This window comes from Rhodococcus sp. BP-349, from assembly GCF_019835845.1.
Lineage (GTDB): Bacteria > Actinomycetota > Actinomycetes > Mycobacteriales > Mycobacteriaceae > Rhodococcoides.
On the sequence record NZ_JABUDR010000002.1, the window covers coordinates 214564 to 239734 of the forward strand.

A 25171-nucleotide genomic window follows, 5' to 3' on the forward strand; every position below is an offset into this window, starting at 1 on the left:
ATCGTGATTCATCGAAGTCGCGGTGTCTCCGTTCGGCGTTCACCGAGGGTCCCTATGCTTCGTCGATGCCGCTGCAACGACGACTGACCACGCGCGACGCCGTCGTCATCGGCGTGGGATCGATGGTCGGCGCCGGGGTGTTCTCCGCCTTCGGACCGGCCGCGGCGGCCGCGGGTGGCGGGCTGTTGTTCGGGCTCGCCGTCGCCGCCGTCGTGGCGTTCTGCAACGCGACGTCGACTGCCCAGCTCGCCGCGGTGCACCCCACGTCCGGCGGCTCCTACGCCTACGGGCGAGCGCGACTCGGTGACCGGTGGGGCTTCCTGGCCGGCTGGAGCTTCGTGGTCGGCAAGACCGCGAGTTGTGCCGCCATGGCCCTGACGTTCGGCGCGTACGCGTGGCCCGAGCACGCACGGGCGCTCGCCGTGATCGCGGTGGTGGCGCTGGCGGCGGTCAACTGCCTGGGCATCACCCGCACCGCGTCGGTCACGCGCGTGCTCGTGGCGGTGGTGCTCGTCGTGCTCGCCGCGGCACTGATCGTCGGTGCGACCGGCTCGTCCACCGTGACGGGCGCCGGGTTCTCGGCGACCTCGGGTCCGGTGGGCGTTCTGCAATCCGCGGGGATCCTGTTCTTCGCCTTCGCTGGGTACGCGCGCATCGCGACGCTCGGAGAGGAGGTGCGGGACCCGGCGCGCACCATCCCGCGCGCCGTGGTCGGCGCCCTCGCGTGCGCGGTCGTGATCTACGCGGCCGTCGCAGTGATGCTGCTGCACGTTCTCGGGGCGGACGCACTCGCGCGCTCGACGGCTCCGGTGGCCGCTGCGATGGACGCGGTCGGGGCACACTGGGCGGGCCCGGTGGTGCGCGTCGGGGCATCGGCCGCGGCTCTCGGAGCCCTGCTGGGACTGATCGCGGGGATCGGCCGCACCACGATGGCGATGGCGCGGGAAGGGGACATGCCGCGATACCTCGCGCACGTCGACGAGCGCCGCTCGGTTCCGCGCGCCGCGGAGATCACCGTGGCCGCCGTGGTGGTGGTCGTGGTTCTCACGCTCGACGTGCGGAACGCGATCGGATTCTCGTCGTTCGGAGTTCTCGTCTATTACGCCGTGGCCAATGCCGCGGCATTCACGCAGACCGGTTCCGATCGCCGGTGGCCGCGGGCACTGCAGATCCTCGGGCTCTGCGGCTGCGTCCTGCTGGCGGTCACACTGCCCGCGGCGGCGGTGGTGGTCGGAATCGGGGTCCTGTCGGCAGGGTCGGCCGGACGGTGGATGCTGCAGCGCCGGCGCTCACTGCAGTCATGACGTCACTGCAGCCCTGACGTCACTGCAGTCATGACGTCACTGCAGCCCTGACGTCACTTCAGCCCGAACGTCACTGGGCGGAGTTGTACGCCTCTTCGACTTCGGCCGGAATACGTCCGCGGCTCGAGACCGTGTACCCGTTCTGATTCGCCCACTCACGGATAGCTTTGGTCTGCAAGGGATCTCGCGGAGACGAGCCGACCTGCGTCGCCGTTCCGGACGCCTTCTTCGCGATGGCCTTCTTGCCGCGCGACGACACCTTGGTGGCGTGCTCGGTCCAGTAATCGAGTTGTTTGCGGAACTCCTTGGCATTCTTCACACCGAGATCGATCTCGTACTCCACACCGTCGACCGAGAAACCGATGGTCTCCCCTTTACCCGTTTTGATGGGTGCGCCGTCGATATCGTCGACCAATTCCACGAAGACCTGTTTCGCCATGACGCTGTGGTTCCTTTCGATGGTGAGTTCCCCGACCGAACCGGACAGGTATTCATCGAGCCGTCTCGACTCGTGGTTCCGAACACCAACGCGGTTCTTCCGCCAGAGTTTATCCATCTCGAAGCCCGATTAGCGAGTCACTGCCAATTCCGGTTCGGAGTCGTGCGCCCGCGCCGACCTCGATACCGCACGGTCCGGTCGTTCGAGGTCACGCGGCTCGGGAAATATTCTCCGCCGGGCCGGCGTTCGCACCTGAGAAGTCTTCTTTTCTCGAAAGGGTGAACGCTCGTGGCCGTACCACTGTCCGTACTCGATCTCGCACAGGTCGGCGAGGGTGAAACTCCTCGAAGCAGTTTCGATGCCAGTGTCGCGTTGGCCCGCCTCGCGGAGGAGAGCGGATATCGGCGAGTCTGGTACGCGGAGCACCACAACATGCCCTCCATCGCGTCCTCGGCGACGTCGGTCCTCATCGCACACGTGGCCGCGCACACCTCGTCCATTCGTCTCGGATCGGGTGGAGTGATGTTGCCGAACCATTCTCCGCTGACCATTGCCGAGCAATTCGGAACGCTGGCCACACTCCATCCGGACCGTATCGATCTCGGTCTCGGCAGAGCACCGGGATCCGATCAGACCACCATGCGTGCGCTGCGCCGTGACCCGTCGTCGGCCGATTCCTTCCCGCAGGACGTTCTCGAACTCCAGGGCTACCTGTCTGGTTCGAGTCGGGTTCCGGGAGTGCAGGCAGTGCCGGGCGCGGGAACCGATGTGCCGCTCTACATTCTGGGGTCCTCCCTCTTCGGTGCTCAGCTCGCCGCACATCTCGGCCTTCCGTATGCCAACGCGTCGCACTTCTCCCCCGACTCGCTCGAGGAGGCCGTGGCCGTCTATCGGGACACGTTCCAGCCGTCCGCGCAGCTCGCGGAGCCCTACGTCATCGCCGCCGTCAACGCGACGGTCGCACCGACGTCTGCTCGCGCGCACGAGCTGTTCACGGCCGGTCTGCGTCGCCGGGTGGTGCAGATGGTGGGACGTGGCCGTTCCTTCTCCGAGGAGGAGGTCGACATGATCATGGACTCGCCCGCGGGCCGACAGATCCAGGGAATGGTGAAGTACTCGGCCGTCGGAACGCCGGCGGAGGCGTCGGACTACATCGATCGTTTCGCCGCGCACGCGCAGGCGGACGAGGTCATCGTGGCCAGCGGTATCGATGACACCGACGAGCGACTGCTCTCCTACCGCCTGCTCGCCGAGCAGCACCTGCACGCCACCGCGGCCTGACGCCGCACGACCGACACCGCCCGCGCGATGACTTTTCCGCTCGGGCGGTGTCGGTAGTGGTGAGTGGCCCTGACGCCGGGGCCGACGACACCACACCAGGAGACACCATGTCCGGCATGATCTTCGTCAACACCTTCGTCCACGACGTCGCCGCGAGCCGCGCGTTCTTCACGTCGCTGGGATTCTCTTTCAACGACACCTTCAGCGACGAGAACACTGCGTGCCTGATCATCAACGAGCAGGCCGTCGTGATGCTGCTGAACGTCCCGCGCTTCAAGGACTTCATCCGCGACGACGTCGCCGACCTCTCCACCTCGCGCGAGATGCTGCTGGCCGTGTCGGCCGACAGCAAGGAGGCCGTCGACGCCATGGCCGACGCGGCGCTCGCCGCGGGCGGCAGTGACTGGATGGATCCGCAGGACCACGGCTTCATGTACGGGCGGTCGTTCCGCGACCTCGACGGTCACGTGTGGGAAGTGACCTGGATGGACCCGGCCGTCGCCTCGGGCGAGGCCACGCCTCCCGACATGTGAGCCGCGGCAGGTGGCCCGGGCTCAGCCCGGGTACACCGGAGGCAGGCCGAACCGATCGAACAGCGTGACATCGAAGAAGCACGCGACGTGCGCGACGCGGGCGTCGATGATCTCGAGGACGTGCAGCTGGAACGGGCGGTGCACCCCGTCCTCTCCGAGCATGTAGAGGCCGAAGGCCGGCTGCCCGTTGGCGGTGGTCGCCATCATCCGCATCGATTCGGGGCCGGTCGCGGGGCACTTCGTCGAGATGAGGGCGCCGATGTCGGCCGGGCCGCGGTACCACCCGGTGAACGGCGGCATCTCCCAGACCGCCTCTGCTGCGAAAAGTTTCACGATGCCGTCGATGTCGTACGTCTCGAATCCCTCGACGTAGCGTCGCAACAACTCTCGCGTCTCCGGCGACTCCGGCTCGGACACGGAGTTCTCGTCGGGCATGATCGCCTCGATCTGGCCGCGCGCACGTTGCAGCAGGCTGTTGACTGCAGCAGTGGAGGTGCCGAGCAGTTCGGCTACCTCGGATGCCCTCCACTGCAACACCTCTCGGAGTACGAGGACGGCTCGCTGCCGCGCGGACAGATGCTGCAACGCGGCCACGAACGCGAGCCGCACCGATTCACGCGAGCCGATCAGCGATGCCGGGTCGTCGTCCACCGGATCGCCGAACGGCGGCGCCGGCTCGAGCCACGCGATCTCGTGGCGCTCGACCAGCTCGTCCGACGGATCGGACGACGGCGTACCCAGCCCCGACGGCATCGGTCGGCGCTTGCGGCCCTCGAGCGAGGTGAGGCAGGTGTTCGTGGCGATGCGGTAGAGCCACGTGCGCAGCGACGAGTCGCCCTTGAAGTTGGCGTACCCCTTCCACCCTCGGACCAGGGTGTCCTGCACCAGATCCTCCGCGTCGTGGATGGATCCGGTCATGCGGTAACAGTGCGCGAGGAGCTCGCGGCGGTACGGTTCCGCGAGAGTCATGAAGTCGTTGCCGAGCTCCTGCGTCGCAGTCATGCGAGGAGGATAGTCCTCGCAGGGACGACTCGCCGAGGAAAATTTCGGGGCTTAGTGATGCGTTTCCGTGGCGTACGCGGGCGACAGTCACATGACCACACACCTCACCCGCGCCACCACCACCGCACCGTCCCGCGGAGCTGTTCGAGCAGGATGGATCGTCAGCGCGCTGGTGGTCGTCTTCATGCTGTTCGACGCCGTGATCCATCTGCTGAACCTCGACGTCGTGAAGGACGCGTCCGCCGAACTCGGACTCCCCGTCGACATGGCCCCGAAGATCGGCGTCGTCTGCCTCGTGATCGTGACCCTGTACGTGATTCCGCGGACCGCGCCGCTGGGTGCCGTCCTGTTGACCGGCTACCTCGGTGGAGCGGTGATCACGAACTGGCGCACCGACCAGCCACTCGTCAGCACGGTGTTCTTCGCGATCTACGTCGGCATCGCCGCGTGGCTCGGACTCTGGCTGCGTGACGGCCGAGTCCGAGCCCTGCTCGTAGGCTGAGTCACACCACCGAGGACCGGAAGGATCGGAGCCGCAGGCTGTTGGTGACGACGAAGACCGACGACAGCGCCATCGCGGCACCGGCCAGCATGGGGTTGAGCAGTCCGGCGGCCGCGAGCGGGATCGCCGCGACGTTGTAGGCGAAGGCCCAGAAGAGATTGACCTTGATGGTGCGGAGGGTCGCGCGCGAGAGGCGCACCGCGTCGACCGCGACGCGCAGATCTCCCCGCACCAGCGTGAGGTCGCCGGCCTCGATCGCGACGTCGGTGCCCGTGCCCATCGAGAGTCCGAGGTCCGACGTCGCCAGTGCCGCAGCATCGTTGACGCCGTCACCGACCATGGCGACGACCTTGCCCGACGCCTGCAGCTCGCGGATCGCGTCCACCTTCTGCTCCGGCAGCACACCGGCGATGACGGTGTCGATACCGACCGAGGCGGCCACCGTGCGGGCTGCGGGCTCGTTGTCACCGGTGAGCATGATCGGGTCGAGACCCAGTGCGCGGAGCTCCGAGACCGCCTGCGCGGACGTCTCCTTCACGGTGTCGGAGACCGCGATGACGGCGCGGGCCTCGTCGTCCCACCCGACGACGACCGCGGTGGCCCCGGTGGCCTCGGCGTCCTCGAAGGCCGTCTGCAGAGCACTGGGCAGTGCGCCGCCCACCAGGCCGGGGCGTCCCACGACCACGCGGTGGCCGTCGACCGTCGCTGTGACACCGCGTCCCGCCGTGGTGGTGAAGTCGGTGCCGGCGACGGGCTCTCCGTGCGCGGACCGGTACGCGTCGACGATCGCGCGGGCGACCGGGTGCTCGGAACCGGACTCCGCCGCCGCGGCGAACCGCAGCGCGTCGTCGCGAGCGTCGCCCACGACGGACTGCACGCTCATGACACCGCTGGTGATGGTGCCCGTCTTGTCCAGCACGATGGTGTTCACGCGGCGGGTGCGCTCGAGCACCTCGGGTCCCTTGATGAGGACGCCGAGTTGGGCGCCGCGTCCGGTGCCCACCATCAGGGCTGTCGGAGTGGCCAGGCCCAGCGCGCACGGGCACGCGATGATGAGGACCGCGACGGATGCGGTGAACGCGGCGGACCAGCTGCCGCTGACGAGGACCCAGCCCAGCAGGGTGGCAACGGCGAGACCGATCACGACGGGAACGAAGACGCCCGAGATGCGGTCGGCCAGGCGCTGCGCCTCGGCCTTGCCGTTCTGCGCGTCCTCCACGATGCGGGCCATGCGCGCGAGCTGCGTGTCCGCGCCCACGCGGTCGGCGACGACGGTGAGCGCGCCACCCACGTTGACGGTCCCGCCCGTGACCGTGGCGCCCGGACCGACCTCCACGGGGATGGACTCACCGGAGATCATCGAGGCGTCGACGGCGGACGTGCCGCTCTCGACGGTGCCGTCGGCGGCGATCTTCTCGCCCGGCCGGACGACGATGCGGTCTCCGACCACGAGTTCGTCGGCGGGCACACTGACCTCACTGCCGTTGCGCAGCACGGTCGCGTTCCTGGAGCCGACCTCGAGCAACGCACGCAGGGCGGCACCGGCGCTGCGCTTGGACCGCGCTTCCAGATACCGACCCGCGAGCAGGAACGTCGTGACGCCGGCCGCCGCCTCGAGATAGATGTTCGCGCTGCCGTCGCCACGCGAGACGGTGAACTCGAAGACGTGGCGCATGCCGGGCATGCCCGCGTGGCCGAAGAAGAGCGCGTACAGCGACCAGCCGAAGGCAGCGAGCGTGCCCACCGACACCAGGGTGTCCATGGTGGTCGCACCGTGCCGCGCGGTGGTGAAGGCGGCGCGGTGGAACGGCAGCCCGCCCCACACGACGACGGGCGCGGCGAGGGTGAGCGAGAGCCACTGCCAGTTGTCGAACTGCAGCGGCGGGATCATCGCCATCGCGATGACGGGAACGGACAGCAGCGTCGACACGAGCAGACGCGTGCGAAGGGGATCGGACTCGGCTGCGGCGGCATCGGACTCGGCTGCGGGAGGGCCGGCCGGTCGGTGGGGTTCGTGCACGGTCGCGGTGTAGCCGGCCTTCTCGACGGTGCCGATGAGGTCCCCGGTATCGACGGTCGCGTCCGTGGCGATGCTCGCCTTCTCGGTGGCGTAGTTGACCGTCGCGGTCACACCGTCGAGGCGGTTGAGCTTCTTCTCGATGCGGTTGGCGCACGACGCGCAGGTCATGCCGCCGATGTCGAGCTGAATGTTCGCGGACTTCTCCCCGGTGGTCACGGCTGAGCCAGCTCGTACCCGGCCTCGTCCACCGCGGCCGCGAGGGCAGCGTCGTCGACGGGTGTGTCGGACTCGACATCGACGCGTCCGGACTCGAGATCGACGCGCACCGAGGTGACTCCCTGTAGGGCGCTCACCTCCTCCGTCACGGCTGCGACGCAGTGTTGGCAGGTCATTCCGACGACGGTGACGGTCTTCGTGGTCATGAGAACTACCATACCCCCCTACGGTATGTGGTCAACCCCGTGTCGCCCGACGTTCGGCGGCGCGTCACCTCCTGTGGTTAGGGTGGACGGAGGCCGGTCCACACACGGTGCCGAGCTCCGATCCGGGAGCACTGGGAAGCGAGAACTCATGGAGCCAGTCGAGCAGACCTGGCGCACCGCCGAGCATCCACGGCCGGACCATTTCCTCCTGCACATCAGTGACACGCACCTGGTCGGCGCGGGCGAGTTGTACGACGCGGTCGACAGCGAGGCGCGTCTTCGCCAGATCTTCGCGGAGCTCGAGGCGACGGGTGCCCGGCCGGAGGCTCTGGTGTTCACGGGTGATCTCGCGGACAAGGGCGAGCCCGACGCGTACGACTCGTTGCGCGCACTGGTCGATCCGGTCGCCGCAGCCCTGGGGTCCGAGGTGATCTGGGCGATGGGCAACCACGACGACCGAGCGGCGTTCCGTCGCGGCCTGCTCGACGAGCGCGGATCGACCGAGCCCGTGGACCGGGTCTACGACATCGGCGGACTGCGGGTCATCACGTTGGACTCCACCGTCCCCGGCCACCACTACGGCCAGATCTCCGCGGATCAGTTACGTTGGCTCGCAGCAGAACTCGCGGTGCCCGCGCCGGACGGCACCGTGCTCGCGCTGCACCATCCGCCGGTTCCCTGCGTGCAGGATCTCGCGGTGTTGGTGGAACTCCGCGACCAGGACTCGCTCGCGGAGGTGCTCGCGGGCAGCGACGTACGGGCGATCCTCGCGGGCCACCTGCACTACTCCACGTCCGCGACCTTCGCCGGAATCCCGGTGTCGGTGGCGTCGGCCACCTGCTACACCCAGGACCTCAACGTCCCGGTGGGTGCGCAACGCGGGCGCGACGGGGCGCAGGCCTACAACCTGGTGCATCTGTACCAGGACACGGTGGTCCACTCGGTGGTGCCCATCGGGACGGGCGACACCGTCGGCACCTACGTGTCTGCCGACGAGGCCGCCCAGCGCCTGCACGATGCCGGCGTCGTCATCGCCGACGCTCCCCAGAAGGCGATCAGCCGGCAGTAGAAGCTGTGGCGATCAGCCGGCTGGTGTAACGGCCTGTTCCCAGGGCGCCGGCACCGGGAAGTAGGTGCTCAGGAACGTCGTCACCGCCGCTGCGCGCTCGTCGGCGTCGATCTCGGGGAAGCTGCCGTCGTTGAGGCAGAAGAAGTCCATCGACCGCTTCGCGAGCAGGCGGTCCATGTCCCGCAGTCCACTGCGCATCGTCGTGTCGACGTACTTGACCGAGGCCTGTGTCTGCACCACGGCGCGGCCGGTGAGCAGGGCGTAGTAGTGGTACAGCGAGTTGGTCACCGAGATGTTGGAGCTCGCGCGGAACCGACTGGCGGCCGTGGCCGCGAACTCGTCGGGGAACTCCTTCTCGAGCTCGAACATCACACTGCGCCGGAGCGGCACGGGAGCGTGCTCGAGGTGGCGCGTGGTGATGCGACCGAATCGGTCGTGGAGCAGGCGACGGTTGACCCGCGCGGCGTTCTCGAATCCGCTGCGCTGCTCGTCGTTGGAGCCCAGTCCGATCCGGGTTCCCGCCTCGACGAACATGCTGATGCCGCCGGGTGAGAAGAACATCTGGGGACCGACCGGGCGGCCGAAGAACATGTCGTCGTTCGAGTACAGGAAGTGCTCGGCGAGACCGTCGATGTGGTGGAGCTGGCATTCCACGGCCTGCGAGTTGTAGGTGGGCAGCACGGAGGTGTCGGTGAAGAACTCCTCGCTGCGCACGAACGTGACGTCGGGATGGTCGTCGAGCCACCCCGGCTTCGGTGAGTCGGTGACGACGAAGATGCGCCGGATCCACGGCGCGTACAGGTGTACCGAGCGCAGTGCGTACTTGAGTTCGTCGATCTGGCGAAAGCGGGCCTCGTGATCGTCGCCCTCGCCCACGACGACCTCACGCAGCATCGCCGCGCGTTCCGCCTGCCACTCCACGTCGGTGCCGTCGACCCAGGAGAAGATCAGGTCGATGTCGAAGTCGATGTCCGACGCGTGGTCGGCGAACATGTTCTCGATGGTCGGCCAGTGTCGGCCGAAGCGCTCGACCGTGCCACGAACCGCCTCGTCCTGACGGATGGTGCGTCGGGTCAGCGAGTTCTCGACGGGGAGAACGATCGTGTCGTCCGAGAACTCCCACAGTTCGATCTGGATGCCCTTGCCGGATCCGTAGAAGAGCCCGCTCGGGCGGTGCGCACGAGGGCGGAACAACCGGAAGATCCGCGCCTGCGTGGCCGACGCCAGGAGTCCGTCCGCGATGAGCAGTGCCGGGGATCCCTTGACGTCCATCGGCTTGGAGTAGAACGGCTCGTCCGCGCAGGCCGCGACCAGGGCATCGCGCAACGTCGGCCTGTCGTGCCTGTCGATGGCGATGACGGGCCGCTCGTCGTTGCCGCGGACGAGCAGGTACTCGATTGCGGTCGCGTCCAGCACATCACGGACGAACAAGAGGTCCTCCACCATCGCCTCGTGGGGCGTCGTGGTGGTGATGGACAGTGCGAACTTGTCCTTGACCCACACGATGTCGGAGCGCTCGGTCAACCGATGTCGGGACGCCGCGGACGCGACGCGCGCCCGTTCGATCTCGCCGCTGTCGGGCGGGACGAGGTAGACATCGGGCGTCTCGACGTTCTGCAGGGCTGGCGGCTGTGTGATGGTGGACCTTCCCGACGTGCTGGTGGGCGAGCCTGTACGGCGCTGTGACCTGCTCATTCTAAGTGATGCCGAGGGCGGGTCCGGACCACGGGAGTCATCGGCCGCGGAGCTGGCCGAGTGCGTCCTGCACGTGCGTCAGGTGTCGGCTCATCGCCTCGGACGCGGCCTCGCCGGACCCGGAATCGATGGCGTCGACGATGCTCTCGTGCTCGACGTTGGACCGGTGCCGACGGTCGGGCAGCAGGTTCACCATCTCGGACTGCTGCGACAGGGCCTCGCGGATCTCGGTGATGACGGCGGCGAAGACGTCGTTGCCGCTCGCGGTCGCGATGAGCAGATGGAACTCCGCGTCGAGACGGACCCACTCCTTGGGATCGTTCTCGGCGATCATCCGATTCAACAGGCTGCGGATCGCGTCCATCTGCTCCTGCGTCCGCCGTTCGGCAGCGAGTGCGGCGGCAGGAATCTCGATGTGCGGGCGGGCCTCGCGCAGGGAATCGACGGAATGGTTGCCGAAGACTCTGTCGGTCTCGACGGTTTTCGCCAGGACGAACGTTCCCTTGCCGGTGTGCGTCTCCGTCAGTCCGAGAGCCGTGGTCGAGCGCAGTGCCTCGCGGACCACCGACCGGCTGACGCCGAAGCGCGTCGCGAGAGCGGCCTCGGACGGGAGCTTGGTGCCGACCTCGAGTTCGCCGCTCTCGATCGCCGAACGCAGCTCGCGCAGGACGGCCTCGGCCGCCCCCACGCGCGTCACCGTGGCCTGTTTGCTGGCCCAACTGTCCGACAGGGTCATGGCGTCACTGTGAACGAGGAATGGTGGTCAGGCAAATCGGACGTGCACAGGACGATATTTATGTTTCTAGTCGCATCGCTAGAGAGCGAGAGAGAGCCCGATGGAACGGTGATCGGGTGCAGTCCGACACACATCCGTGCACTCGGTCGACTGCCGGATCTACGGTCGAGGGGAACGAAGGAGTTCACATGGCGCACAGCATCGTCACCGTCACAGGCGCGGCCGGCAGCATCGGCTACGCGGCACTGTTCCGCATCGCATCGGGTGCGATGCTCGGTCCGGACACGTCCGTCACGCTGCGGCTTCTCGAGATCCCGCCGGCACTGCGCGCAGCCGAGGGCACGGCCATGGAACTGCACGACAGCGCGTTCCCCCTGCTGCGGTCGGTGGAAATTCACGACGATCCGGTCGACGCGTTCGACGGCGCGAACGTCGCACTGCTGATCGGCGCTCGCCCTCGCACCGCGGGGATGGAGCGCGCCGACCTGCTCGAGGCCAACGGGTCGATCTTCGGGCCGCAGGGCGCCGCTCTCGAGGCGGGCGCCGCATCCGACATCCGGGTGGTGGTCGTGGGAAATCCCGCCAACACCAACGCGGCCATCGCCGCGGCGCACGCACCCAGCATCCCCGCAGATAGGTTCACCGCGCTGACCCGGCTCGATCACAACCGCGCCGTCGCGCAACTGTCCGCCCGTGCGGACGTCCCGGTGGGTGAGATCTCGCGGGTCAGCATCTGGGGCAACCATTCCGCCACGCAGTACCCGGACATCTTCCACGCGCGGGTCGGTGACCGGTCGGGAGCCGAGTTCGCCGCGGACACCGCCTGGCTCGAGGACGTCTTCGTGCCGACGGTGGCGCGCCGCGGTACCGCGATCATCGAGGCGCGCGGTGCGTCGTCCGCTGCCTCCGCGGCGAACGCCACCATCGATCATGTGCGCGACTGGGTCCTGGGCACTCCCGCCGAGGACTGGACGTCCGTCGCATTCCCGTCGACGGGCGCGTACGGCGTGCCCGAGGGCCTGGTGTCCTCGTTCCCCGTGCGGTCCTCCGGCGGCGCCTGGCAGATCGTGGAGGGCCTCGAGATCGGCGAGTTCTCCCGGCGCCGTATCGACGCATCCGTCGCGGAACTGCAGGCCGAGCGCGAGGCTGTCACGAGACTCGGGATGCTGCCGAACTGACTCGACCGTCCATGTCCCGCCGTCGTGGCTGTCGTGGCCACACCGTGTAGGTGATCGCGGCGACGACGTCGACGGCGAGCACGACGAGGGGCACGGGCATGAAGGCCGTCAGCGCCTCGGTTCGCTCGGGAGACCCGACCAGCGCGACGAGGCCGGCGAGCAGCCCGACGGTGACGGCCACGGCGATCAGGGTTCTGACCACGTCCGCCCAGCACGCTCTCGCATAGGCAGCGCCGTGGAGACGAACCGGCGCGGGCCCGCCGCGGAAGTGGTGAGCGACTCGCACGTCTGCCCAGCGGATCATGCGGTGTCCGTACGCGATCGAGAAGCCGATGTAGGCAGCGGCCAGCGCGTGATGCCACGTGGCGGTACTGCCCGACCGGAGGTCGATGACGGTGGCGCAGAGCAGGACGAGATCGACGACCGGGGCGCAGGCCAGAACCACGGCACCGGCACGAGGGCGCCGTGCGCCGTACCGGAGCGTGAGGCCGGCGGCGATGGCCACCCAGAATCCGATCTCGCACGCGACGATGACTGCCAGAACCATGAGCGCTCCTTGTTGGTACGATCGTGTTCACAACAAAGTAGCACGACTGTGTACATTCTGGGAGTGCCGAAACTGATCGATCACGACCAGCGGCGACGTGACGTCGCCGACGCCGCCTGGCGCATCATCGGTCGAGACGGCCTGCTCGATCTGTCGGTGCGCAACGTGGCCGAGGAGGCCGGGCTGGCGACGGCCTCCCTCCGTCGCTCCTTTCCCACGCAGGACGACCTGCGAGCGTTCTGCCTCGAACATGCAGCCGAACGCGTCGTCGAACGCCTGGAGCGCATCGACCCGCAGCTGTCACCCCGCGAGTACTGCGAGGCGAGCCTGCGAGAGTTGCTGCCGCTCACCGACGAGAGTCGCCTCGAGATGGAGGTGCAGATGTCGCTGGGCGCTCTCGCCTTCACGAACGCCGCGATGCGCGTCGCCTACGACCGGGCGCACCAGTACCTGGCCGCGGGGTGCAGGCGACTGGTGAACCTACTCGCCGAGAACGACACCGACTACGCGGCACTGTCCGACCGGGTACCCGACGAGGCGCGTCGACTTCATGCATTCCTGGACGGGCTCGCGCTGCACCTGGTCCACGCGCCACACGACGAGAACCGCGCGTGGGCCGAGGCGGAGCTGGCGGCACATCTCGACTCGCTGCGAGGGTCGTAGGCTCTACAGCCATGCCCGACACCTGCCCGTGCGGCACTCCCCTACCGATGTCCGAGTGCTGTGGACCCTTGCTCGAGGAACGGATCGGTGCGCCGACCGCCGAGCGGCTCATGCGCTCCCGGTACACCGCCTTCACGGTGCTCGACGCCGAGTATCTGCTGCGCACATGGCATCCCGGTACTCGACCGTCGGCGCTCGACCTCGACGACCGCCGCCGGTGGACCGGGCTGGAGATCCTGGGCACGACCGGAGGCGGCATGCTGCACACCACGGGCACGGTCGAGTTCGTGGCTCACTTCCGTGACGCGGGTGCGCGGCGACCGGGTTCGCAGCGGGAGAACAGCACGTTCTCCCGCTGCGAGGGAGCCTGGGTCTACGTCGACGCGGTCTGACGCCGCGACTCGATGCCGTCGACGAACTCGGACGTGATGCGCGCGATGTCCCACGGATGCGACAGCGGCGACCAGTGTCCTGCATCGAGATCGGTACGCGACAGGTCGGCCACCCAGCGCGGCGTGTCCTCGTAGTGGAACGGACGCACCGCCGCGTCACGGGTGTTGACGATCAGATGCACGGGCACGGTGACGTAGCGACGCCGCGGAGAGGTGAAGCGCGGCAGAAGATTTGCTCGATAGATGCGCAGGCCGTTCCACGCGTCGTCGAGAAGTGTCGGTGACTCCTCCACCATCGCGGCGGGGACGTCGGAGAACTCGCCGATGAACTGGGTCCAGCCCTTGCGCTTCATGCGGTACATCCGCAATCGCGCCAACGGCGGGACGTGGAAGGTGACCGTGTACCAGGACGCTCGCGTCTGAGCGAACACCTGTGCCAGGTTGCGCGGTGTGGGCCTACGGAGTCGCGAGCGGGCCCACAGTGCGAGGTGGTCGAGGTTGGGTCCCGACACGGACGTGTAGGACGAGATGCGGAGCGGCGCATCGGCTTCGGCGACGAGCTCCCAGGCCTCCACCGCGCCCCAGTCGTGACCGAGCACGTGGACCGGGGCGTCGGGACTGACCGCGTCGATCACCGCTCGCAGATCGGAGGCCATCGCGTCGAGTCGGTACCCGCGGGTCCGTGCGGGGACCGTGGAGTCACCGGCGCCGCGTGAGTCGTAGGTGACGACGCGGTAGCGGTCGGCGAGAAGTCCGACGACGTGGTTCCAGAGGGTGTGGTTGTCCGGCCACCCGTGCACCAGCACGAGAGTGGGGCCGTCGGACACGCCGGCGGTGTACACGGCGAGCTCGACGTCACCGTTCCGCACGGTGGAGCGCTCGGACTCGAACGGGCGGGTGACGGTCATGGACGCTCCGGAATCGGTGGACGTGGGGTGTGGAAGGACATCAGACGTCGAGCGTGAGGTGGTCGGAGTCTGCCCGAGACACGCACGGCAGCATGTGTTCCTGCTGCTCGGTGGGACTCAGTCGAGTCTCGCGGTGCTCGGGCGTCCCCGCGAGGACACGCACCTTGCAGGTGCCGCAGAAGCCCTGACGACAGGAGTACGCGACGGTCGGGTCCTCGTCCACGATGACGGACAGTGCAGACCTGTCGGCGGGAACTGTCAGCGTGCGACCGCTTCTCGCGAGAGTGACCGTGAACGGCCGACCGCCCACCACGGGTGGGGCCCCGAAACGTTCGAAGTGCAGAGCAGACGCGCCGCAGCCCGCGAACGACGTGCGCACGGTGGTCAGCATCGGCGTCGGTCCGCAGCAGTACACCGCGCCGCCACGGGCGGCCGGACCCAGAAGGTCCGTGGCAGTGGGCAGTCCGTCCTCGACGTCGGTGCGGACGGCGACGCGCGGCGAATTCCAGCTCTCGATCTCGTCGAGAAAGGGCATGCTCTCGCGGGAGCGTCCGCAGTAGACGAAGGTCCAGTCCAGGCCGAGATCGCGAGCGGCGCGGACCATCGGCAGGATCGGGGTGATGCCGATGCCGCCGGCGACGAAGTGCACCGAGCGTTCCTGCGCGAACAGGAAGGCGTTGCGGGGACCGCGCACCGTCACCGTGTCGCCGGGGCGCAGGGCGTGCATCCGCTCTGAGACGGTGCCGATGCGTCGGACGGCGATGCGGTACCGCGTCGTGTCGGCGGGGTCGCCGCACAGCGAGTACTGCCGCCGGAGCGGTCCCGACGTCGCGTCACCCTCCAGGTGCACGTCGATGTGGCAGCCCGGCTGCCAGGCCGGCAGGGACGATCCGCCCGCGTCGACGAGATCGATCTGCGCGACATCGCCGTCGCTGGTCACCGGCGTGACACTCGCGACCGTCAGTGTGGCCGCCGTGTCCGGGGGACGCAGGGCCACCCGAGGGTCGTAGGGGACACGCGACATCGCACCGAGGTAGTTGCCGACGACCAGGCCGATCAGGCCGAGGGCCCGGTCGCCACGAGGCCGTCCGCGGAGGTCGCGTGGTGCATCGATCATCGCGACGCTGCCCGGGCCGCGGGCGAGGAGGCCAGATAGGCGACGGCCTGCGCCGTCGAGCCCTCCTGGCTGGGGTGGTAGCTGCGACGGAAGTAGCGCGAGAGCCGCAGGCCGAGATCGATCGGCCCGGGAACGGTGCCCTTCTTCGCAGCGCGGCGCCAGGCGAGTGGCGTGGGACGGCGCCGGGACGCCGGTCCGTCGGCGAGAAGCGGATCGTTCTGCATGAGGAAGCGGGTTCCGCGGATCCACAGGTAGACCAGCAGCGGTGCCGCGAGAGCCTGGGTGCGAAGGCGTCGGACCTCGCGGCGATCGAAGTAGCGCATCGTCTCGTAGGCGACAGAGCGGTGCTCGACCTCCTCGGACCCGTGCCATCGCAGCAGGTCGAGCATGGTCGGGTGGATGTTGGCCCGGTCGAGCCCCTCGGCGTTCAGCACCCAGTCGCCGAGAAACGCGGTGATGTGCTCGATGGCCGCGATGATCGCCAGGCGCTCGACGAGGTAGTTCTTCTCGCGGCTGCTGGTGATGGGTCGAGGGCCGATGACCTTGCCGAAGACCCAGTTCATCTGGTCGGTGAACGGCGTCGGATCGAGTCCGCTGCGCTGCAGGTGCTCGAGGACACCGGAGTGCGCCGACGAGTGCATGGCCTCCTGGCCGATGAACCCGATGACGTCCTCGCGGAGCTTCTCGTCCTCGATGAACGGGAGCGCCTGTCGGAACGTCTCGACGAACCATTCCTCCCCGGCGGGGAGGAGCAGGTGCAGCACGTTGAGCGCGTGTGTGGAGAACGGCTCACCCGGGATCCAGTGCATCGGCAGGTCGTCCCAGTCGAAGTGCACGTCGCGCGCCTGCAACACGAGATTGTCGGCATCGGCGGTCATGTCGGGTCCTTCCGGTGTGGCGTCGTTCACACAAATCTTAGTATGACAACTGGTAACAGTAAAGCACCTCGGGTAAGCGAGAACACATGTGACGTGACGCGAACGACCTTGCCGAGGTCACACGCTGCGCGGACGCTGGACAGAAGGTCGGACACGCAGGACACCCGCCGCCGTCACGGCGCACGGGGTCCGTGACGCAGGCAGGACACGAGACGATGGCGGACAATTCCAAGAGGGCGGAGCGCGGGACCGACCACACTCGGCGGCCCGTGGCGCGCACACCGCGCAATCCGCTCGTTCGAGGCGTCGACCGCGCGGAGGCTCGACTGCACCGTCTTCTCGTGACGCTGTTCCTGCTCGCCGTCCCGTTCGTCGCCGTGATGGGCGTCAGCCTCTACCACGATCAGCAGACCATGGCGGCCGACGCCGTGACGTCGTCCTCGTCGGTGCTCGCCACGACCACCGCGGACTCCGTGGCGCCGGTGGCGTCGGACGAATTCGCGGCGGTCACTCCCACCGTGTTGGCTCCCGCGACCTGGTCCTCCGACGGCGTGAAGCACGTCGGGTCGGTTCCTGTTGCGGCGCAGAGTCCGTCGGGTACCGAGGTGACCATCACCGTCGACGCGGACGGTCGTCGCATCGCACCCCCGCCCACCGGGGTCGACGTCGTGGTGGTCAGCATCTTCGGCGCCGCAGCGCTTCTCGCGCTGGTGGCGATCGTGCTCGTGATCGTGCGCAGCGTCTTCGCCCGCGTCTACGACCGTCGTCGGGACCGGGAGTGGGACGACGCGATCGCGCGATTCCTGTCCTGACGGACGTGTGCCGACGGCTGTCGCTACCTCGTCAGAGCGTCGTGAATCGCGACGCCGAGTTCTGCTCTCGGTGAGTCCGGGAACGTGTGATGGGTGGCGCCGTCGAGGATTCGGGTACTGATCGACGGCCAGTTCTTCTGGATGCGATCTCGCACCGCAGCACTGTCGTGAATCCGGCTGGACCCGGCGAGAACGACCGTCGTGGTCGCCTGGAGCGAGCGCAGCGCCGAAGAACTCGGCCGCCTCGGAACGATGGGCCGACGACGAGGGTGATGGGCTGCTCCGAGTTCGGACAGTCGGGACAGGTCGGCGTCGAGAACTGCGCCGCCTGTCTCCCACGCCGTGAATCGTCGCTGTCGCTCTTCCGACGGTCGCAGCAGGAGCGGTAACGCGTGTGCCAGGTAGGCGGCGCGCATGCCGGTGAAGCACGAATTCGGATCGAGCAGGACGAGGCGGTCGACGTCGGCCGGCCGACGGAGAGCGAACGCCAGAGCGATCATCGCGCCGTACGAGTGAGCGAGAATCGACGGTCGCCGCAGTGCCGACCCGGCGAACACGTCGTCCAGCCACAGCATGAGGTCGTCGACGTTCGTCACCGGTTCACCCGTCGGGACCGACCGACCCACGTCGCCGAGAATGTCCACCGCGACCACTCGGTGGTGACGACGCAGCTCGGTCGCCTGACCGGTCCAGGCCATCGAGGTCGCTCCGGATCCAGGGAGCAGTACGACAGGGCGGCCGTCGGTGGGACCGGCCGAGGTGACATGGGTGTCGCCGAATCGTGTCGGCACCATCGTGGTGGTCGTTCCCGTCGGCCACGTGCCGAGCACGCGGTCGTAGGCCGCATCGAACTCCTGCCCCTCGGGCGATCGACGGAACGTCTGCATCGCATCGGTCATGCAGCACCTCGTTGTCTCGATGGTCGAGTAATACGATAGGTGACATACTGGTGCCGTGGACGACGTCGACGCAACCCCCTCGGTGGACACGGAGGTCATGGACCTGGTGCACGGCCTGCGTGCGCTCGTCGTCGAGCTCGACCTGCTGGGTGCGGGATTTGCCGAGAAGCACCGTATGCACAGCACCGACGTGCGCGCGTTGATCGTTCTCCTCGATGCTGCTCGCGCCGGTCGAACGGCTACTCCGTCGTGGCTGCGGACGCAGCTGGGTATCACCTCGGCGACCGCGACGGCACTCGTCGACAGGCTCGAACTCGCCGGCCACGTCGAACGGAAGTCGGTCGTCGGTGATCGCCGCAAGGTGGCCCTGAGGGTCACCGACAAGGCTCAGCGACTGGGCTCGGAGTTCTTCGGCCCGTTGATTCTCAGGGCTGCCACGCAACTTTCCGAGTTGTCGGACGACGACCGAGCAACCATCCGCCGGTATCAGTCGGCGATGCTGGCCGCCATCAGATCGACTGCGCCGGGCTCGTGAGACCGGTGTGTCGACCGACTACTGGTTCTGCATCCGATTCGCGGCAGCGACAAGGGCTTTGGCGGTCGACTCGGTGCGATCCGAGCCCGTCCCCATGGCCCACGCGGTGCGGTGATCCTGCTGTCCGCGGATGTAGGTGACGTATCCCGTCTCGGTGATCTGCTGGTGGAACGACAGGATCTCGAGGTTGACGCCGGCGTCGTAGAGCATCGACGTCATGGCCTCCGCCGGCCCGTGGCAGACGATCGACGAGCTGCGGATGGTGTCGCCTATGGCGAGGGTGGCCGTGAACTCGAACCTGCCCGCACCCTTCGGCGCGCACTCTGCGGAACCGAGCCGGATGGGGCCGGAGTTGGGCGAGTAGGTGTGGACGAACTCCGCGAAGGACATGCCGTCAGCCTCCGCGCGCAACCCGTGCGGCAGAGCCGACGAGGCGTGAATGGCAGCGGAACTGTGCGAGAAGTGTTCGGTGAAGGAATGTGCGCTGGTGCTCATGTCGCTGGGGTCTTTCCGGGAAGAGGAAGGACCGACGGGCGCTCGTTCGACCCGCAGCGGGGGGTCGGTCCGAGATCAGACCCCGCTGCGGTGAACTACGACGAGAATGCGCGACATGTCACGAGAGTAGCTGCGTCGCGGCGTCACAGGCAAGGGCTCGGTTCTCGATGGTTCTCTGTTCCGTTCTAGGACACGCGCTAGAGAAGGGCAGAGAACGCTACCGACGTTGCTACCGTCACGCCATGGACCCCGTTCGCAATCCGTACGCACCCGGCGCCGGCCAGCGGCCACCCGAACTCGCCGGCAGGTCCAAGCAACTCGACGCGTTCGACGTGGTGCTCGAGCGCATCGCGCGCGGTCGGCCCGAACGCAGTGTCGTGCTCACCGGGTTGCGCGGCGTCGGCAAGACGGTGCTGCTGAACCACCTGCGATCGGCGGCGATCTCGCGGAAGTGGGGAACCGGGAAGATCGAGGCCCGCCCCGACCAGGACCTGCGGCGACCGCTGTCGTCGGCGCTGCACATGGCAGTGCGGGAGATCGCGGTGGCGCATCGCGATCCCGAACGCGTGGACCAGTTCCTCGGAGTGCTGAAGTCCTTCGCTCTCCGTGCGTCCGCCGACAAGGGCATGCGGGACAAGTGGCAGCCCGGCATCGACGCGCCCGCTCTCAAGGGACGCGCGGACACCGGCGACATCGAGATCGACCTGGTCGAACTGCTGCTCGACGCCGCGTCGTTGGCTCGGGACGTCGGCGTCGGTATCGCCCTCTTCATCGACGAGATGCAGGACCTCGCGGCGGAGGACATCTCCGCGATCTGCGGCGCGTGCCACGAACTGAGCCAGGACGCGGCTCCGCTGATCGTCGTCGGCGCCGGCCTGCCTCACCTCCCGGCGGTGCTGTCCGCCTCGAAGAGCTACTCGGAGCGATTGTTCAGCTACCACCGTATCGACCGGCTGGACCGCGCTTCGGCGGACCGTGCGCTCATCGCACCGGCCGAGCGCGAGGACGTCGAGTACACGAGCGAGGCACTGGACGCGCTGTACGAGGCCGCGGACGGGTACCCCTACTTCGTCCAGGCGTACGGCAAGGCGACGTGGGACCTGGCTGCGGACAGCCCGATCACGGTCGACGACGTGCGGGTCGCGGCACCGACAGCCGAGGACGAGCTGGCCGTCGGTTTCTTCGGATCCCGTTACGAGAGAGCAACTCCCGCCGAACGCGAGTACATGCGAGCGATGGCCGACCTGTCCGGCGACGACGGTCCCGTCTCCACGTCGAAGATCGCCGTGGAACTCGGACGGAAACCGGCGTCACTGTCCCCCGCACGCGACGGGCTGATCAAGAAGGGACTGATCTACTCCGCGGAGCGCGGGTCGATCGGCTTCACCGTCCCCCACTTCGGCCGCTACCTGAGGGCGCAGGCCGACTAGCGCATCGGCCTGCGCACCAGTTCCGGAATCGGCTACTCGGCTGCGGGAACTCGCAGGATGAGGGCGTCGCCCTGTCCACCGCCACCGCACAGTGCTGCAGCGCCGACTCCGCCGCCGCGTCGCTGCAGCTCCAGTGCGAGGTGCAGGGCGATGCGGGCGCCGGACGCGCCGAGGGGGTGACCGATGGCGATGGCGCCGCCGTTGACGTTGACCTTCTCGGGGTCGATGCCGAGTTCGCGGGTGGAGACGATACCGACGGCGGCGAACGCCTCGTTGATCTCGACGAGGTCGAGGTCGGTCGGGGCGATGCCCTCCTTGGCGCAGGCGGTGGCGATGGCGTTGGCGGGCTGGGACTGCAGCGAGGAGTCGGGTCCGGCGACGACGCCGTGGGCGCCGATCTCGGCGAGCCAGGTCAGTCCGAGCTCCTCGGCCTTGGCGCGGCTCATCACGACGACGGCGGCGGCGCCGTCGGAGATCTGCGAGGCGGAGCCGGCGGTGATGGTGCCGTTCCTGTCGAACGACGGGCGGAGCTTGGCGAGGCTCTCGGCCGTGGTGTCGGCACGGATGCCCTCGTCGCTGGTGACGACGACGGGGTCGCCCTTGCGCTGCGGGATGCCGACGGGTACGACCTCGTCGTCGAAGACACCGTTCTTCCAGGCTGCGGCGGCGCGCTGGTGGGAGGCAGCGGCGAACGCGTCCTGCTCCTCGCGGGTGACGAAGCGGGTGTCGGCGTTGCGGTCCTCGGTGAGGGCGCCCATGGCCTGGTCGGTGAAGATGTCGTACAGGCCGTCATAGGCCATGTGGTCCTTCATCGTGACGTCGCCGTACTTGAATCCGCTGCGGCTCTTCTCGAGCATGTGCGGGGCGAGGGACATCGATTCCTGGCCGCCGGCGACGACGATGTCGAACTCGCCGGCGCGGATCATCTGGTCGGCGAGGGCGATGGCGTCGACACCGGACAGACACACCTTGTTGATGGTCAGGGCAGGAACGCTGAGGGGGATGCCGCCGGCGTGGGCGGCCTGGCGTGCGGGAATCTGGCCCGCGCCGGCCGTGAGGACCTGGCCCATGACGACGTACTGGACCTGGTCACCGCTGATGCCGGCCTTCTCCAGGGCGCCGGCGATGGCGACGCCGCCGAGGTCCGAGCCGGAGAGGGTCGACAGCGATCCGAGCAGCCGGCCGATGGGAGTGCGGGCACCGGCCACGATGACGGACGTGGTGCCGGAAGATGCGGTCATGCTGTTTCCTCACTGGTGGGGGCAGATGTGATGGTGGATGCGGCGGGGTCGATCCCCAGAGCGGTCAGAGCCATGGTGGACAAACGGTGTCGTAGCAGCGACGCGGGCACGCGGCCCATCGACTGCGGAGTGGAGTTGAGCAGACCGAACGCCGCGTGAGCCTGGACGCGAGCGTCGTCCTCGGAGCAGTCAGAGTCCAGTTCCCGCAGGGTGCGGACCCAGATCTCGACGTAGCGGCGCTGCAGCGAGCGCACCGAACGCTGGGCGTCGGTCGGCAGGTTCGCGAGATCGCGGAACTGGATCTCGATGAGGCGCGGCGAGGTCATGGCGAAGTCGAGGTGGAACGCGACAAGTTCGTGCAGCGTCGGCAGCGGTGCCGACCGTCGGGCCAGCACCTCTTCCCCGCCGGCGTGGAGGTACTCCGAGATTCCCACCAGTAGTTCGACGAGGACAGCTTCCTTGTTGGGGAAGTGGCGATACACGGCGGGACCACTGATACCCACCGCCGCGCCGAGATCCTCGAGCCGCAGTCCGTGGTACCCGCGCTCCGCGACGAGGACGGCGGCGGCGTCGACCAGTGCACTGCGGCGCTCGGCCTTCATCCGCGAACGCTCGGTGGGCGAGGAGCCCGCCGCGATACGGTTCACCACTCGGGCCTCCCCCTGTCGTCGGTCGAGAGCAGCCAGTTTACCGTATTCGGTTAGTGGCCATTCACTTGGTGATCGCGCTCTCTTCGCGGTGTTCTCGCGATGCGCGCCGGTCGGCGGCGGTACATTCATTCAGTCCATGTCGGTCGGGGTCACGAGAGAGGCAGCATGGTCTCGATGTCCTCGCCGACCCGGTTTCTCGTGCTCGGCGCGCTCGCGATCACCGTCTACGCGGTCCTTCCGCCCGGCGTGGTGTCGAGCGTTCTGTACTGCGTCATCGCCGTGGGTGCGGTGGCGTCCATTCCGGTGGGAATTCGCGCGCACCGCAAGGTGAGCACCCATTCGTGGTGGATCGTCGCGACGGCGTTGGGCTTCTGGGTCGTCGGCGACATCGTGGTCGCCGTGATGGAGAACTCGGACGGCGGTGTTCCCGTTCCCTCCGTGGCCGACGCGGCCTATGTCCTGGGGTACATGCTCATCGTCGTGGCGCTGCTCTCGGTCCGCAGTACGGGAACGCAGATGCTGAGCCCGGCCGACATTCTCGAAGCCGCGATCATGACCGCCGGGGTCGGGCTGGCCTCGTGGGTGGTCGTGGCGGGTCCCACCGGCGACCGAGTGCCCGACGCCGGCACGTGGCTGGGCATCTTCTACACCGACGTCGACGTCTTTCTCCTGGTGCTGCTCGTGTTCGTCGTACTGAAGCGACGGGCCGGTTCCACCACGCACTGGCTCCTGGGCGCGGCAACGGCTCTGATGGTCGTCGCCGACTACGCGTCGTACGTGGTGGTCGAGGACGGGCCCGCGGCATCCAGGGTTCTGAATGTCTGCTGGCTCGCGTCCTACGTCCTGTTCGGTGCCGCGGCGTTGCGCCGTGACGAGCGCCCGCGCGTCCGCACCATCAGTCGTGCGCAGACGGGCATGACTCGATTGGCCCTGCTGACCTCGGCCGTGGCCATGACACCGGTCGTGATGAGCATCGAATTGATCCGGGGTACACCGGTCACCCGCTGGGGGCCCGCGGTGGTGGTGGCCGCCTCGATCATCGTCGTGCTCGGCGCTGTGCGGATGACCTCGTTTCTCACACTGCTGCAACGGCAGTCGCGGGCGTTGCGCGTCGCGGCGGACACGGATTCGGTCACCGGGCTCGCCAATCGCGGCAGGCTCGGCCGTCGGCTGCACGAGATACTCGGCCCCGACGGCCGCGACGGCGTCGCCCTGGTGCTGGTGGATCTCAACCGGTTCTCCGACATCAACCAGACCTTCGGATACGCGGTGGGGGACCAGGTACTCACCGAGATCGGCCGCCGCCTCGTCGACACGGTGGACACGGCGGCCACGGTGGGACGACTCGGAGGCGACGAGTTCGCCATCGTCCTACCGGGTCCCGTCGACAGGCACGACGCCGTCGCGGTCGCCGTCGCTGCGCAACGCGCGGTCGGGTCCCCGCTCGAGGTGCGGGACATGAAGCTGACACTCGAAAGTACTGTGGCCGTGGCACTGTCGTCGGACACGCCGCATCCGCGAGCAGAGGAACTGGTGCAGCGGGCCTATGCCGCCGTGGTGGCCGCCAAGTCACGGCAACCGCGATTGGCCGTCTACGACCACACGATGGACATCGACAGGATCGATCAGCTCCGCCGGATGGGCGAATTGGAGGCCGCCATCGCGGGCGGCGAACTCGAGGTGTTCTTCCAGCCCCGCCTCGACCTGCACACCGCAGCCGTGTCGGGTATGGAAGCCCTTCTGCGGTGGAGGCATCCGCGCGAGGGACTGCTGCCGCCCGCCGCGTTCCTGCCGAGTGCGGAGCAGACCGGGATGCTTCCGGCGGTCACCTCGTTCGTCATCGACACCGCGATGGCCGCCTGCCGACGCTGGCGCCTGGCGGGGCTGGACATCGACGTGGCGATCAATCTCTCCGTCCGTGATCTCGTCGATTCCTCCCTGGCGTCCCGAGTGCGGACTGCGCTGGACGACCACGGTCTCCCCGGACACGCCGTCGTCTTCGAGGTCACCGAGTCGTCCGCGATGACCGACCCCGAGCGTTCCATCGACACACTCGAAGCGCTTCGGGTACAGGGGGTCTCGCTGTCCATCGACGATTTCGGCACGGGGTACAGCTCCCTGACCTACCTGGCGTCGCTTCCGGTGCAGCAGCTCAAGATGGACCGCTCCTTCGTCACCTCGCTGGCGTCGGATGCAGCCAACCTCGCGATCGTCCGGTCCACCATCGCTCTCGCGCACAGCATGGGTCTGCACATCGTGGCGGAGGGCGTCGAGGACCAACACACCCTCGACGTGCTGCGCGGACTCGGATGCGACGCGGTGCAGGGGTTCCACATCGCACGCCCGGTCCCTGCGGGGGACGTCGTGCGCACGGTGAAGGCCGTGAACTCCTCGGTGGCCGCCGCCGTGTGACCCAGCGCACC

General features: G+C 68.1%; 26 protein-coding genes. 12 read left to right on the forward strand and 14 right to left on the reverse strand.

Annotated features, from left to right (window positions below; all coding sequences use genetic code 11):
* Positions 1–65 precede the first annotated feature (65 nt).
* Positions 66–1304, forward strand: a complete 1239-nt coding sequence (locus tag HQ325_RS11425) for an APC family permease (RefSeq protein WP_222629570.1) — start codon at positions 66–68, stop codon at positions 1302–1304.
* A 70-nt stretch (positions 1305–1374) separates the two neighbouring features.
* Here HQ325_RS11425 and HQ325_RS11430 read toward each other — a convergent pair whose 3' ends face one another.
* Positions 1375–1743 carry an Lsr2 family protein gene (locus HQ325_RS11430; protein ID WP_222629573.1) on the reverse strand — a complete coding sequence of 123 codons (369 nt, stop codon included), beginning with the start codon at positions 1741–1743 and terminating at the stop codon, positions 1375–1377.
* Between the two features lie 288 nt (positions 1744–2031).
* Between HQ325_RS11430 and HQ325_RS11435 the strand changes: the two genes are divergently transcribed.
* Together HQ325_RS11435 and HQ325_RS11440 are read left to right on the forward strand one after the other, a co-directional pair.
* Entirely contained in the window at positions 2032–3024 is a 993-nt protein-coding gene (locus tag HQ325_RS11435; RefSeq protein WP_204869358.1) for an LLM class flavin-dependent oxidoreductase, read from the forward strand.
* A gap of 107 nt (positions 3025–3131) precedes the next feature.
* The gene (locus HQ325_RS11440; RefSeq protein WP_222629576.1) at positions 3132–3557 is read left to right on the forward strand and encodes a VOC family protein; all 426 of its coding nucleotides are present in this window, start codon (positions 3132–3134) and stop codon (positions 3555–3557) included.
* 21 nt (positions 3558–3578) lie between these two features.
* Here HQ325_RS11440 and HQ325_RS11445 read toward each other — a convergent pair whose 3' ends face one another.
* On the reverse strand, positions 3579–4559 hold the full coding sequence (locus HQ325_RS11445; RefSeq protein WP_222629578.1) for a sigma-70 family RNA polymerase sigma factor: 981 nt from the start codon (positions 4557–4559) through the stop codon (positions 3579–3581).
* A 91-nt stretch (positions 4560–4650) separates the two neighbouring features.
* Between HQ325_RS11445 and HQ325_RS11450 the strand changes: the two genes are divergently transcribed.
* The gene (locus HQ325_RS11450) at positions 4651–5061 is read left to right on the forward strand and encodes a DoxX family protein (protein ID WP_222629579.1); all 411 of its coding nucleotides are present in this window, start codon (positions 4651–4653) and stop codon (positions 5059–5061) included.
* A 1-nt stretch (position 5062) separates the two neighbouring features.
* Here the strand turns inward: HQ325_RS11450 and HQ325_RS11455 are convergent, their stop codons facing one another.
* On the reverse strand, positions 5063–7297 hold the full coding sequence (locus tag HQ325_RS11455) for a heavy metal translocating P-type ATPase (protein WP_308014509.1): 2235 nt from the start codon (positions 7295–7297) through the stop codon (positions 5063–5065).
* A complete protein-coding gene (locus HQ325_RS11460; RefSeq protein ID WP_222629581.1) occupies positions 7294–7503 on the reverse strand; it encodes a heavy-metal-associated domain-containing protein in 210 nt (69 codons plus the stop codon). The genes HQ325_RS11455 and HQ325_RS11460 overlap by 4 nt, the downstream gene beginning before the upstream one ends.
* Positions 7504–7651: 148 nt before the next feature.
* On the opposite strand from HQ325_RS11460, the gene HQ325_RS11465 reads away from it, so the two are divergent.
* Positions 7652–8572 (forward strand): phosphodiesterase, encoded by a 921-nt coding sequence (locus tag HQ325_RS11465; protein ID WP_222629583.1) that lies wholly within the window; start codon positions 7652–7654, stop codon positions 8570–8572.
* Positions 8573–8584: 12 nt separating this feature from the next.
* On the opposite strand, the gene HQ325_RS11470 is transcribed toward HQ325_RS11465, so the two are convergent.
* Together HQ325_RS11470 and HQ325_RS11475 are read right to left on the reverse strand one after the other, a co-directional pair.
* Positions 8585–10018, reverse strand: coding sequence for a stealth family protein (locus tag HQ325_RS11470; RefSeq protein WP_374107231.1), 1434 nt, complete (start codon positions 10016–10018; stop codon positions 8585–8587).
* A 286-nt stretch (positions 10019–10304) separates the two neighbouring features.
* Complete coding sequence (locus HQ325_RS11475) at positions 10305–11003, reverse strand: FadR/GntR family transcriptional regulator (RefSeq protein ID WP_222629587.1); 699 nt, start codon at positions 11001–11003, stop codon at positions 10305–10307.
* 188 nt (positions 11004–11191) lie between these two features.
* Here HQ325_RS11475 and HQ325_RS11480 point away from each other — a divergent pair, with 188 nt between their 5' ends.
* On the forward strand, positions 11192–12181 hold the full coding sequence (locus HQ325_RS11480; RefSeq protein WP_222629589.1) for a malate dehydrogenase: 990 nt from the start codon (positions 11192–11194) through the stop codon (positions 12179–12181).
* Here HQ325_RS11480 and HQ325_RS11485 read toward each other — a convergent pair.
* Complete coding sequence (locus HQ325_RS11485) at positions 12153–12728, reverse strand: hypothetical protein (protein WP_027506061.1); 576 nt, start codon at positions 12726–12728, stop codon at positions 12153–12155. The two genes, HQ325_RS11480 and HQ325_RS11485, sit on opposite strands and share 29 nt — an antisense overlap.
* 63 nt (positions 12729–12791) lie before the next feature.
* Here HQ325_RS11485 and HQ325_RS11490 point away from each other — a divergent pair, with 63 nt between their 5' ends.
* Positions 12792–13391 (forward strand): TetR/AcrR family transcriptional regulator, encoded by a 600-nt coding sequence (locus tag HQ325_RS11490; protein ID WP_222629592.1) that lies wholly within the window; start codon positions 12792–12794, stop codon positions 13389–13391.
* An 11-nt stretch (positions 13392–13402) separates the two neighbouring features.
* Positions 13403–13783, forward strand: a complete 381-nt coding sequence (locus HQ325_RS11495; protein WP_222629595.1) for a YchJ family metal-binding protein — start codon at positions 13403–13405, stop codon at positions 13781–13783.
* On the opposite strand, the gene HQ325_RS11500 is transcribed toward HQ325_RS11495, so the two are convergent.
* From HQ325_RS11500 to HQ325_RS11510, 3 genes are read right to left on the reverse strand one after another with little or no spacing between them, the layout of a single operon-like run.
* Entirely contained in the window at positions 13765–14691 is a 927-nt protein-coding gene (locus HQ325_RS11500; RefSeq protein ID WP_222629597.1) for an alpha/beta fold hydrolase, read from the reverse strand. The genes HQ325_RS11495 and HQ325_RS11500 overlap by 19 nt on opposite strands.
* Before the next feature lie 40 nt (positions 14692–14731).
* On the reverse strand, positions 14732–15808 hold the full coding sequence (locus tag HQ325_RS11505; protein WP_222629599.1) for a PDR/VanB family oxidoreductase: 1077 nt from the start codon (positions 15806–15808) through the stop codon (positions 14732–14734).
* Complete coding sequence (locus HQ325_RS11510) at positions 15805–16686, reverse strand: metal-dependent hydrolase (RefSeq protein ID WP_222629601.1); 882 nt, start codon at positions 16684–16686, stop codon at positions 15805–15807. The genes HQ325_RS11505 and HQ325_RS11510 overlap by 4 nt, the downstream gene beginning before the upstream one ends.
* A 215-nt stretch (positions 16687–16901) precedes the next feature.
* On the opposite strand from HQ325_RS11510, the gene HQ325_RS11515 reads away from it, so the two are divergent.
* A complete protein-coding gene (locus HQ325_RS11515; RefSeq protein WP_222629603.1) occupies positions 16902–17498 on the forward strand; it encodes a hypothetical protein in 597 nt (198 codons plus the stop codon).
* 23 nt (positions 17499–17521) lie between these two features.
* Here the strand turns inward: HQ325_RS11515 and HQ325_RS11520 are convergent, their stop codons facing one another.
* A complete protein-coding gene (locus HQ325_RS11520; protein WP_222629606.1) occupies positions 17522–18397 on the reverse strand; it encodes an alpha/beta fold hydrolase in 876 nt (291 codons plus the stop codon).
* A gap of 55 nt (positions 18398–18452) precedes the next feature.
* Here HQ325_RS11520 and HQ325_RS11525 point away from each other — a divergent pair, with 55 nt between their 5' ends.
* On the forward strand, positions 18453–18932 hold the full coding sequence (locus tag HQ325_RS11525) for a MarR family transcriptional regulator (protein ID WP_308014507.1): 480 nt from the start codon (positions 18453–18455) through the stop codon (positions 18930–18932).
* 18 nt (positions 18933–18950) lie between these two features.
* Here HQ325_RS11525 and HQ325_RS11530 read toward each other — a convergent pair whose 3' ends face one another.
* A complete protein-coding gene (locus HQ325_RS11530; protein ID WP_222629608.1) occupies positions 18951–19427 on the reverse strand; it encodes an alpha-isopropylmalate synthase regulatory domain-containing protein in 477 nt (158 codons plus the stop codon).
* Between the two features lie 242 nt (positions 19428–19669).
* Here HQ325_RS11530 and HQ325_RS11535 point away from each other — a divergent pair, with 242 nt between their 5' ends.
* The gene (locus tag HQ325_RS11535) at positions 19670–20857 is read left to right on the forward strand and encodes an AAA family ATPase (RefSeq protein WP_222629610.1); all 1188 of its coding nucleotides are present in this window, start codon (positions 19670–19672) and stop codon (positions 20855–20857) included.
* 32 nt (positions 20858–20889) lie between these two features.
* On the opposite strand, the gene HQ325_RS11540 is transcribed toward HQ325_RS11535, so the two are convergent.
* The gene (locus tag HQ325_RS11540; RefSeq protein WP_222629613.1) at positions 20890–22098 is read right to left on the reverse strand and encodes an acetyl-CoA C-acetyltransferase; all 1209 of its coding nucleotides are present in this window, start codon (positions 22096–22098) and stop codon (positions 20890–20892) included.
* Positions 22095–22700: a TetR/AcrR family transcriptional regulator gene (locus HQ325_RS11545; RefSeq protein ID WP_051613430.1), complete on the reverse strand. Its 606-nt coding sequence runs from the start codon at positions 22698–22700 to the stop codon at positions 22095–22097. The genes HQ325_RS11540 and HQ325_RS11545 overlap by 4 nt, the downstream gene beginning before the upstream one ends.
* A 222-nt stretch (positions 22701–22922) precedes the next feature.
* On the opposite strand from HQ325_RS11545, the gene HQ325_RS11550 reads away from it, so the two are divergent.
* Complete coding sequence (locus HQ325_RS11550) at positions 22923–25160, forward strand: bifunctional diguanylate cyclase/phosphodiesterase (RefSeq protein WP_222629616.1); 2238 nt, start codon at positions 22923–22925, stop codon at positions 25158–25160.
* The last annotated feature ends 11 nt before the right edge of the window (positions 25161–25171 follow it).

Coding starts and splice junctions, on each gene's coding strand:
- HQ325_RS11425 (WP_222629570.1), top strand. CDS start 66: ATGCCGCTGCAACGACGACTGACCACGCGCGACGCCGTCGTCATCGGC.
- HQ325_RS11430 (WP_222629573.1), bottom strand. CDS start 1,743: ATGGCGAAACAGGTCTTCGTGGAATTGGTCGACGATATCGACGGCGCA.
- HQ325_RS11440 (WP_222629576.1), top strand. CDS start 3,132: ATGTCCGGCATGATCTTCGTCAACACCTTCGTCCACGACGTCGCCGCG.
- HQ325_RS11445 (WP_222629578.1), bottom strand. CDS start 4,559: ATGACTGCGACGCAGGAGCTCGGCAACGACTTCATGACTCTCGCGGAA.
- HQ325_RS11450 (WP_222629579.1), top strand. CDS start 4,651: ATGACCACACACCTCACCCGCGCCACCACCACCGCACCGTCCCGCGGA.
- HQ325_RS11460 (WP_222629581.1), bottom strand. CDS start 7,503: ATGACCACGAAGACCGTCACCGTCGTCGGAATGACCTGCCAACACTGC.
- HQ325_RS11465 (WP_222629583.1), top strand. CDS start 7,652: ATGGAGCCAGTCGAGCAGACCTGGCGCACCGCCGAGCATCCACGGCCG.
- HQ325_RS11470 (WP_374107231.1), bottom strand. CDS start 10,018: ATGGTGGAGGACCTCTTGTTCGTCCGTGATGTGCTGGACGCGACCGCA.
- HQ325_RS11475 (WP_222629587.1), bottom strand. CDS start 11,003: ATGACCCTGTCGGACAGTTGGGCCAGCAAACAGGCCACGGTGACGCGC.
- HQ325_RS11480 (WP_222629589.1), top strand. CDS start 11,192: ATGGCGCACAGCATCGTCACCGTCACAGGCGCGGCCGGCAGCATCGGC.
- HQ325_RS11485 (WP_027506061.1), bottom strand. CDS start 12,728: ATGGTTCTGGCAGTCATCGTCGCGTGCGAGATCGGATTCTGGGTGGCC.
- HQ325_RS11495 (WP_222629595.1), top strand. CDS start 13,403: ATGCCCGACACCTGCCCGTGCGGCACTCCCCTACCGATGTCCGAGTGC.
- HQ325_RS11500 (WP_222629597.1), bottom strand. CDS start 14,691: ATGACCGTCACCCGCCCGTTCGAGTCCGAGCGCTCCACCGTGCGGAAC.
- HQ325_RS11505 (WP_222629599.1), bottom strand. CDS start 15,808: ATGATCGATGCACCACGCGACCTCCGCGGACGGCCTCGTGGCGACCGG.
- HQ325_RS11510 (WP_222629601.1), bottom strand. CDS start 16,686: ATGACCGCCGATGCCGACAATCTCGTGTTGCAGGCGCGCGACGTGCAC.
- HQ325_RS11515 (WP_222629603.1), top strand. CDS start 16,902: ATGGCGGACAATTCCAAGAGGGCGGAGCGCGGGACCGACCACACTCGG.
- HQ325_RS11520 (WP_222629606.1), bottom strand. CDS start 18,397: ATGACCGATGCGATGCAGACGTTCCGTCGATCGCCCGAGGGGCAGGAG.
- HQ325_RS11530 (WP_222629608.1), bottom strand. CDS start 19,427: ATGAGCACCAGCGCACATTCCTTCACCGAACACTTCTCGCACAGTTCC.
- HQ325_RS11535 (WP_222629610.1), top strand. CDS start 19,670: ATGGACCCCGTTCGCAATCCGTACGCACCCGGCGCCGGCCAGCGGCCA.
- HQ325_RS11540 (WP_222629613.1), bottom strand. CDS start 22,098: ATGACCGCATCTTCCGGCACCACGTCCGTCATCGTGGCCGGTGCCCGC.
- HQ325_RS11545 (WP_051613430.1), bottom strand. CDS start 22,700: ATGAAGGCCGAGCGCCGCAGTGCACTGGTCGACGCCGCCGCCGTCCTC.
- HQ325_RS11550 (WP_222629616.1), top strand. CDS start 22,923: ATGTCCTCGCCGACCCGGTTTCTCGTGCTCGGCGCGCTCGCGATCACC.